8 protein-coding genes are annotated in these 6,742 nt (G+C 65.8%); 1 reads left to right on the plus strand and 7 read right to left on the minus strand.

Features of this window, described 5'->3' with window-relative positions:
• Positions 1-129: 129 nt before the first annotated feature.
• The 7 genes from OXU42_02675 to OXU42_02705 are packed head-to-tail and all read right to left on the minus strand — an operon-like array spanning position 130 to position 6,250.
• Positions 130-1,263, minus strand: a complete 1,134-nt coding sequence (locus OXU42_02675) for an amidohydrolase family protein (protein ID MDE0028292.1) — start codon at positions 1,261-1,263, stop codon at positions 130-132.
• A 52-nt stretch (positions 1,264-1,315) separates the two neighbouring features.
• The gene (locus tag OXU42_02680; GenBank protein ID MDE0028293.1) at positions 1,316-1,657 is read right to left on the minus strand and encodes a hypothetical protein; all 342 of its coding nucleotides are present in this window, start codon (positions 1,655-1,657) and stop codon (positions 1,316-1,318) included.
• Positions 1,641-2,183: a hypothetical protein gene (locus OXU42_02685; protein ID MDE0028294.1), complete on the minus strand. Its 543-nt coding sequence runs from the start codon at positions 2,181-2,183 to the stop codon at positions 1,641-1,643. The genes OXU42_02680 and OXU42_02685 overlap by 17 nt, the downstream gene beginning before the upstream one ends.
• A 56-nt stretch (positions 2,184-2,239) precedes the next feature.
• Entirely contained in the window at positions 2,240-3,964 is a 1,725-nt protein-coding gene (locus OXU42_02690) for an FAD-dependent oxidoreductase (GenBank protein ID MDE0028295.1), read from the minus strand.
• Between the two features lie 44 nt (positions 3,965-4,008).
• Complete coding sequence (locus tag OXU42_02695; protein MDE0028296.1) at positions 4,009-4,953, minus strand: TIGR03560 family F420-dependent LLM class oxidoreductase; 945 nt, start codon at positions 4,951-4,953, stop codon at positions 4,009-4,011.
• A 48-nt stretch (positions 4,954-5,001) separates the two neighbouring features.
• Complete coding sequence (locus OXU42_02700; protein MDE0028297.1) at positions 5,002-5,496, minus strand: pyridoxamine 5'-phosphate oxidase family protein; 495 nt, start codon at positions 5,494-5,496, stop codon at positions 5,002-5,004.
• Positions 5,497-5,515: 19 nt separating this feature from the next.
• A complete protein-coding gene (locus OXU42_02705) occupies positions 5,516-6,250 on the minus strand; it encodes a dienelactone hydrolase family protein (GenBank protein MDE0028298.1) in 735 nt (244 codons plus the stop codon).
• Positions 6,251-6,390: 140 nt separating this feature from the next.
• Here OXU42_02705 and OXU42_02710 point away from each other — a divergent pair.
• Positions 6,391-6,742 (plus strand): hypothetical protein (locus OXU42_02710; protein ID MDE0028299.1); only part of this gene is annotated, 352 nt, incomplete at its 3' end.

Here is a 6,742-nt window from a genome sequence, read left to right on the forward strand (position 1 = left end):
GGGGTTTTGGCCTTCCCCCTCACCCCCCCTTCCCCTCCCCGCGCCCCGGGGGGGGGGGCGTTTTTTTTTTTTTTTTGTGGGTGGGGGGGGGGGCCCCGGGGGGGGCGGCCGCCGGGGCCGCTTCGGTTCTCAGGCCGCGTCTTCCAGCGGCGACACGTTGAGGTTGTAGAGCCTCGCCACGTTGTTGGTGAGCAGCTTGGACCGGTCGCCGGCTTCGAGGCTGCCCAGGTCCCGCGCGATGACGTCGCGGGAGTTGGGCCAGGTCGAGTTCTGGTGCGGGTAGTCGTTGGACCACATGCAGTTGTCCGCGCCCCACCAGCCCAACAGCCGGCCGCCGATGTGGTCGTTGAAGAAGGTGGCGTAGACCTGCCGGTGGAAGTACTCGCTGGGGAGCTTGTCGATGGACAGGGGCTGTGCGTGGCGGTGGCGCCGGAAGTTCTTGTCGCACTGGCCGAGCCAGAAGGGCATCCAGCCGATCTCGTTCTCCACCGAGACAACCTTGAGATTGGGGTAGCGTTCGAGCACGCCCGAGAAGATGATGTCGAAGAGTGCGTCCTCGATCTCGCGGGTCTGCTCGACGCCGATGCGGTAGCGCTTCATGCCCGTGGACGTCTGGCGGTGCATGCTGTCGCCGAACCCCGTGAGGATGTGCAGGTGCACCGGCATGTCGAGGTCCTGGGAGGCCGCCCAGTAGCGCTCGTAGTGGTCCGAGGTGAACGGCAGGTCGGGGTGGGGCACCTGCCAGATCAGGGTGCCGAGCATCCCGGCCTTCCGGCAGCGTTCCATCTCGGCCACCGCGTGGTCCATGTCGAAGGCGGAGATGAGGGCGATGCCGAAGAGTCGGTCAGGGGCGCCCTGGCAGTATTCGATGAGCCAGTCGTTGTAGGTGCGGAACAGGCCTTCCTGCAGCTTTGCGTCGTCGACGCAGAAGAAACCCAGTCCCAGGCTCGGGTAGAGCACCTCGCCGGACACGCCGTCGATGGCCATGTCCTTGACGCGCTCCACCGGGTCCCAGCCCCCGGGCCGGGCCACGGAGAAGCCGGCCCGGCGGAATTCCTCCACCTGTTCTGGCCGCTGCCCCGCCATGAACAGCCCGCCCACGGCCTGCGGGATCACGTCGGGGCCTCCGAACATCCAGGCGTCACGCCCCTCGTCGAAGTAGGCCTTGGGTGCCCGGTCCCGCAGGGACGACGGCAACCCCTTCTCCCAGAGGTCCGGGACCTCGATCACATGCGAGTCTGCCGAGATGATGGCTTCTTCCATGACGGTTCCTCCTTTTCAGGCGTTCGTTTTATCCGTTTCTGCTGTATTTCTTTCAATTCCTCTTCATGCCGCTGCTACCGGCTTGAGTTGGGCGCTTTGTCGCGGAGTACCGGCGCCGCTCGAGCTCGTGCTCGAAGCTCACGAGCCGCCGGATCAGGGCATTGTACCGCGAGTGCGCGTCGTCAGGATAGCGTTGTCCGACTGCGTGATAAAGAGCAAGCTCCGGGTGATGCGGCAAGCGTCCGTCGTCCGGCACCGGGATTCCCAAGCTCCGTAGCCGCGGCGCCCCGACTGCGACGAGCAACGCCTCGATGCTGAGTTCCCCCCGGCGGAGCGCCTCGACACCGGCCGCCACCAACTCCGCTCCAGGAATGCCGTCACCCGGCGCCACCATGGAACTTGCCTCCGGCAAAACTTTCGACCTTCGCTCGGAACGCGTCCGGGTCAAGGGCGGGATAACGGACGATGTCCGGTGTGATGGCGTCGAACCAGCGGACAAGTCCCGCTACGTTGATCAACCCGCGCGCCGTCATCTGCCGCGCATCGTCCAGATCAATCCCGTGCCCGCGCTCGATCTTTGCCAGTGCCTGTGCATAGAAATCGTAGTGAAAGAAGTCTACTGATCCATGGCGAACGATGAACGGGCTGCGTTCCTTCCAGCCCGGCACCGGCGGAATGAAATCGTCCGGCGCAGCCAACTCGACGTTCATGTCGAGTTCGCTCTTCAGCCTTGCGATGGCGTTGAAGATGCCCTCCGGCTCCGGGTCAAGCTTCAGGTCCGCATCGACAGTGGTCGGTCGCCATCCGATCATCACCGCACACGCGCCCCCGACCAAGTAAACGCGCCCCGGCCCCTTGGCCAGACGGCCAATGCCCTGTATCAGCCGCTCGATCTTTCTCGCGTCGCTCGCCGCGCGCATCAGAGACTCGCTGGCCTCACACTATCACATCCATGCAACCTGGACACCCCGTGAACTCACCCTTCCGCCGCCGCCTCCCTGCCCGCGATGTAGCCCTGCACGGTGCAGCGGCCCATGCCGTGTTGGTTGAAGCCGCCGGCGGACTCGCCGCCGCAGTAGAGGCCGGGGATGATCTCGCCGTTCATGTCGAGAACCTGGCATTTTTCGTTGATGCGCAGGCCGGCTCGGCTGTCGTGGACCAGGGGGGTGCCCCAGGCGGCGTAGAAGGGCGGCTTCTCAATCTTGTACTTGGGAGAGGGCTTGCCGAAGTCTTTGTCCGTGCCGGAGTCCACGAAGCTGTTGTAGCGCCGCACCGTGGCCTCCAGGACGGCGCCGCTCATGGGCGCGGCTTGCCAGGGGTTTTCGATGGCGGCGGCCAGGTCGGCCAGGGTGCCGGCGGTGAAGAAGTAGCCGTCCGGGTCGACGTAGGGCGGGGTGACGTTCCAGCCCTCGCGTTCCACCGCGTCGGCGTCGAAGATGGCCCATACCGGTCCGCCCGAGTAGTCGGGAGGCTTGGAGGAGGCGTTCATGGCCACCGCGGCGTTGAAGAAGTTGGAGTGATGGGGGTCATACTTGATGTGGGTGTTGCGGTGGTCGCCGGGCGTGTACGGATCGATGTCCCCGTGCTTGTTGCCCTCGGGGTAATCTCCCTGGGTCTCGTCGTAGAAGCGCTCGCCCACCTGGTTCACCAGGATCAGGTCATGCCAGTCCTTGACGGACAGGCCCGCGGCTCGCACCAGCGGGAATATGGGGCTCTCCAGCTCCCACGGCATGTAGTTCCAGCGCGTGCCCAGGGCGCGCTGCACGCGGATGTTGTCGCCGTTCTCCAGGACTTGGTTGGCCAGGCCCCAGAGGGAGGCGCCCACGGCCATGGCGGCGATCTCGCCGCTGCCGTCCTGATAGGTGTAGGGCTCGCCGGCCACCTGGTAGACGTCGGTGAGCCGGGGGTCGAACATGCGCCGGAAGTTCACGTTGCTGGTACTGCCGCCGGTGGCGACGATGACCGCCTTGTGGGCGCGGATGGTCAGGCTCGGCTCGGTGCGGTCGACGTTGCCTTCGGAGCGGTAACTCCGGAGCGGGGTGGTGCTTCCCGGCATGACGGTAGGCGTGTGCTCGGCGGTGATCCCGACGACCCGCCCGGCGGTCCCCTCCCGGACGATGGAGGACATCTTGTAGTTCAGCAGGAACTTCACGCCCTTCTCCCGGGCGCTGGCCTCCAGGGGGCGCACCAAGCCGGTGCCGGGCCTGGCGTTGGGACTGGCCAGGCCGGCGCCGTGCTCCCAGTAGGTATGGTTTTCCCGGTGCGCCGAGTTGCCGGTGGAATGGGCGCCCCGGCTGTCGGGCGGACCTTCCTTGAACTTCACGCCGTTGGCCACCAGGAATTCGTAGGTCTGCGCACAGTGGTCGGCGAAGGCCCGGATCACCGCCCGGTCGCTGTAGCGGTAGTCCGGGGAGCCGTTAACCTGCACCACCGACCAGTCCGTGAGGTCGGCGAACACCGTGTCCGGAGAGTCCTCGATGCCGTACTGGCGCTGGACGCTGGTGCCGCCTCCCAGCGGCACGTTGCCGCCGCTGATGATGGCGTGGCCGCCCACGTCGTAGTTGGTCTCCACCACCAGGACGGACGCGCCCGCGTCCGCCGCCACGATGGCCGCGGGCAACCCGGTGGCGCCCGATCCGATGATGACGACGTCCGCCGAAAGGTCCGGTTCCGTCGGTAGTCCTGGTGATTCCTGTGCCATCGGGTCTCTCTCCTTCCCTTGTTCGGTTTGTGGATTGGTTGCGTTCACCTGAACGCAGGTATGACTTTTGTCGCGAAGAGCTCGACGCTGCGAAGCTCGTCATGGGTAAAGTAATGGATGAATTCCGCGACGCCAAGTTCGACGAATCCCTGGATACGCTGGATGCACTCCTCCGGGGTCCCGGCGATGCGGGCGTCCAGGTAGGCGGTGTGCGGCAGCGCCAGCGCCTCGGCGGCACGGGCGAAGTCTTCCCGGTTCTCGCCGATGATCGTGCCGGCCCACAGCGAGCGTCCGATCTCCGCCGGATCGCGCCCCGCCTCTTCGCAATGTCTTTCGAGAAAATCCAGCTTCCGCCGGTACTGCGCCGGGCGGATGGGGGTTTGGATGTTCCAGCGGTCGGCGCACCGTGCCGCCACCCTTAGCATCGTCCGCGACCCGCGGGCGCCGATGGTGATGGGCGGACGGGGCGTTTGCAGCGGCTTGGGGCTGCAATAGGCGTCCTGGGTGCGAAACCATTTGCCCTCGTAGGTAACCGTTTCTTCCTCCCACATGCGCCTTATGATGGCCACGGCCTCGCTCAACTGCCCCGCCCGCTGCTCCATGCCCGGGAAGCCGAACCCATAGGCCGTGTGTTCTTCCTCGAACCAACCCGCGCCCAGGCCCAGTTCCAGGCGTCCCCCGCTGATGACATCCAGGCACGCGGCCATCTTGGCCAGCAGCGCCGGGTTACGGAACGATACGTTGGAGCAGAGGGTGCCGAGCCGGACGCGCCGGGTCAGGGGCGCCAGCGCCGAAAGCGTCACCCAGGACTCGTAGAAGGGGGCGGTGGGCGGCGGCAGCGGATGAAAGAACTTCGACGTGAAGAAGTGGTCGTTCAGCCACACCGAGTCGAAGCCCAGCTCCTCCGCCCGGAGAACGACTTCGCTAATGTGGTCGAAGTCGACGCCTGTTTGGATGGGGGTCAGGCCGAAGGAAACTCGCTGGGCCATGTCGAAGTCGTGTTCCGCTGATGGGCGGCCCCAATCACGGACAGGTCACTAAAGGGACGCCAGCTTCTTGAGGATGGCGTCGTGCGCCTCCTGTTCGGATTCCGAACCCTCGAAGGTGACGCCCCCCAGCACCTTGGCGGTGGGGATCCGGTCCTCGAATACCCCTTGCACGGCGATGTGGAAGTAGGCCAGGGCGGAGTGGCCGCCGCCGTCGTTCACGTCCGTGAGAACATCCCCCGAGACCTGAACCTCGCGTGCCTGGCCCTTCACGTAATAGGCCATGTCCTCGTCGATGACCAGCAGGGTGATGCGGCCGTTCCGTCTGAGATCCGTGGCGCATTCCCCGTCGCCCCAGGTCGCGAGATGGAGGTTGCCGCCGTCCTTGGCGATGACGTCCGCGTAGCCCAGCATGCCGGCGTTGGCCCAGCCCTCTTCGTCCACGGTGATGATCTGGACCACGCGGCCCTGCTTGGCGGCGAGGTTGCCCGGCAGCAGCAGCGCCAGGGCGTCGTCGGGAAGGCTGTCGGATACGAACCGCGCCATGTGGGTTCCTTTCCGGTGCTCAGGGTTCCGGCGCCCATTGGAGCTCGCGCTCCATGAAGTCCACAACCATGGGCCAAGCCAGTTCCGCGGCGTGGGCGTGATAGCCCACCGCGTTGGGGTCCACGAACCCGTGTCCGCCGAACGGGAAGAAATGCCATTCCAGCGGCTGGCCGTTCTCCCGGAAGGCGTACATCATCCTGTCCTGCACGGGGATGTTCGTGACCACGTCGTCCGCGCCATATAGGTTGATGGAAGGACAGCGTATGAGCTTGGCCTTCTCCCAGGGCGGGATGGGCCGCATGTCCGTGGGAGGCTCGTCACGCACCGTGGGGTAGTAGCCCACGAACGCCCGTACCTCGGGGGTTGCCGCGACGAAGTTGATGGCGATTCTTCCGCCCATGCAGTAGCCCGACACCGCGACACGCTTGTTGTCCACGTGGGGTTGGGAGAGCAGGAATCGCCAGCTCTCGGTCAGCGCGGCGTCGAACTGGTCGTCGGAGGTCTTGGCCTGGATCTCGCCGCCGCTCACGATGTGCGTCGGCTCGGGATAGCCCAGTTGCTCGAAGACGTTGGGCGCGAAGGTGCTGTACCCCAGGGCCGCGAATTTCCGCGCCTCGATCTTGATGTAGTCCGTCAAGCCGCCCTTCGGGTGGATCAGCAGCAGCGCCGGCCCCGGCTCCGTCCGTTGCGGGTGGGCCAGGAACCCGGCGACGCCGTGGTCCTTCTTGTTGAACAAGCGCTCGATGAGCTGCATGGGTCCTCCCGGCTGCCGATGATGGCCGGGAGCGTAACACGATACCGTGAGACCGGAAAGAGCGCTTGTGGTTTGCAGTGTTGACGGCTGCGGGGGACTGCTGCTTGACTTGCCACGCCAAATCGGCAATGGGTACGGCCATGCGAATCATCGATGCGGACGGTCACGTGAACGAGTGCCCGGCGACCTTCGACGACAAGTACATGGACCCGGCGTTCCGGGCCCGGCGGCCTGCCATCGTCGGTTCGGGGGGCATGTTCTACTGGATGATCGGCGAGCAGGTGGTGCCGCGGCGTTCGGGTGCCGGGTGCAACAACTTCAGCACCCCGGCCCGGGTCGACGGCAAGCCCACCCGGCACGGCGCGCTGATCGAGGGGAAGAACCTGGACAGCCTGGACAGCCAGGAGCTGACGGACCTGAACGCCCGCCTCGAGGCCATGGACGCCGAGGACATCGACGTCCAGGTCATCTATCCGACGCTCTTCCTCGCCT

Source organism: Deltaproteobacteria bacterium (assembly GCA_028818775.1).
Lineage (GTDB): Bacteria > Desulfobacterota > Binatia > UBA9968 > JAJDTQ01 > JAJDTQ01.

What these genes read in the sequence shown, in the direction of transcription:
- OXU42_02680 (MDE0028293.1), bottom strand. Translation starts at nt 1,657, where the DNA reads ATGGTGGCGCCGGGTGACGGCATTCCTGGAGCGGAGTTGGTGGCGGCC.
- OXU42_02695 (MDE0028296.1), bottom strand. Translation starts at nt 4,953, where the DNA reads ATGGCCCAGCGAGTTTCCTTCGGCCTGACCCCCATCCAAACAGGCGTC.
- OXU42_02705 (MDE0028298.1), bottom strand. Translation starts at nt 6,250, where the DNA reads ATGCAGCTCATCGAGCGCTTGTTCAACAAGAAGGACCACGGCGTCGCC.
- OXU42_02690 (MDE0028295.1), bottom strand. Translation starts at nt 3,964, where the DNA reads ATGGCACAGGAATCACCAGGACTACCGACGGAACCGGACCTTTCGGCG.
- OXU42_02675 (MDE0028292.1), bottom strand. Translation starts at nt 1,263, where the DNA reads ATGGAAGAAGCCATCATCTCGGCAGACTCGCATGTGATCGAGGTCCCG.
- OXU42_02685 (MDE0028294.1), bottom strand. Translation starts at nt 2,183, where the DNA reads ATGCGCGCGGCGAGCGACGCGAGAAAGATCGAGCGGCTGATACAGGGC.
- OXU42_02700 (MDE0028297.1), bottom strand. Translation starts at nt 5,496, where the DNA reads ATGGCGCGGTTCGTATCCGACAGCCTTCCCGACGACGCCCTGGCGCTG.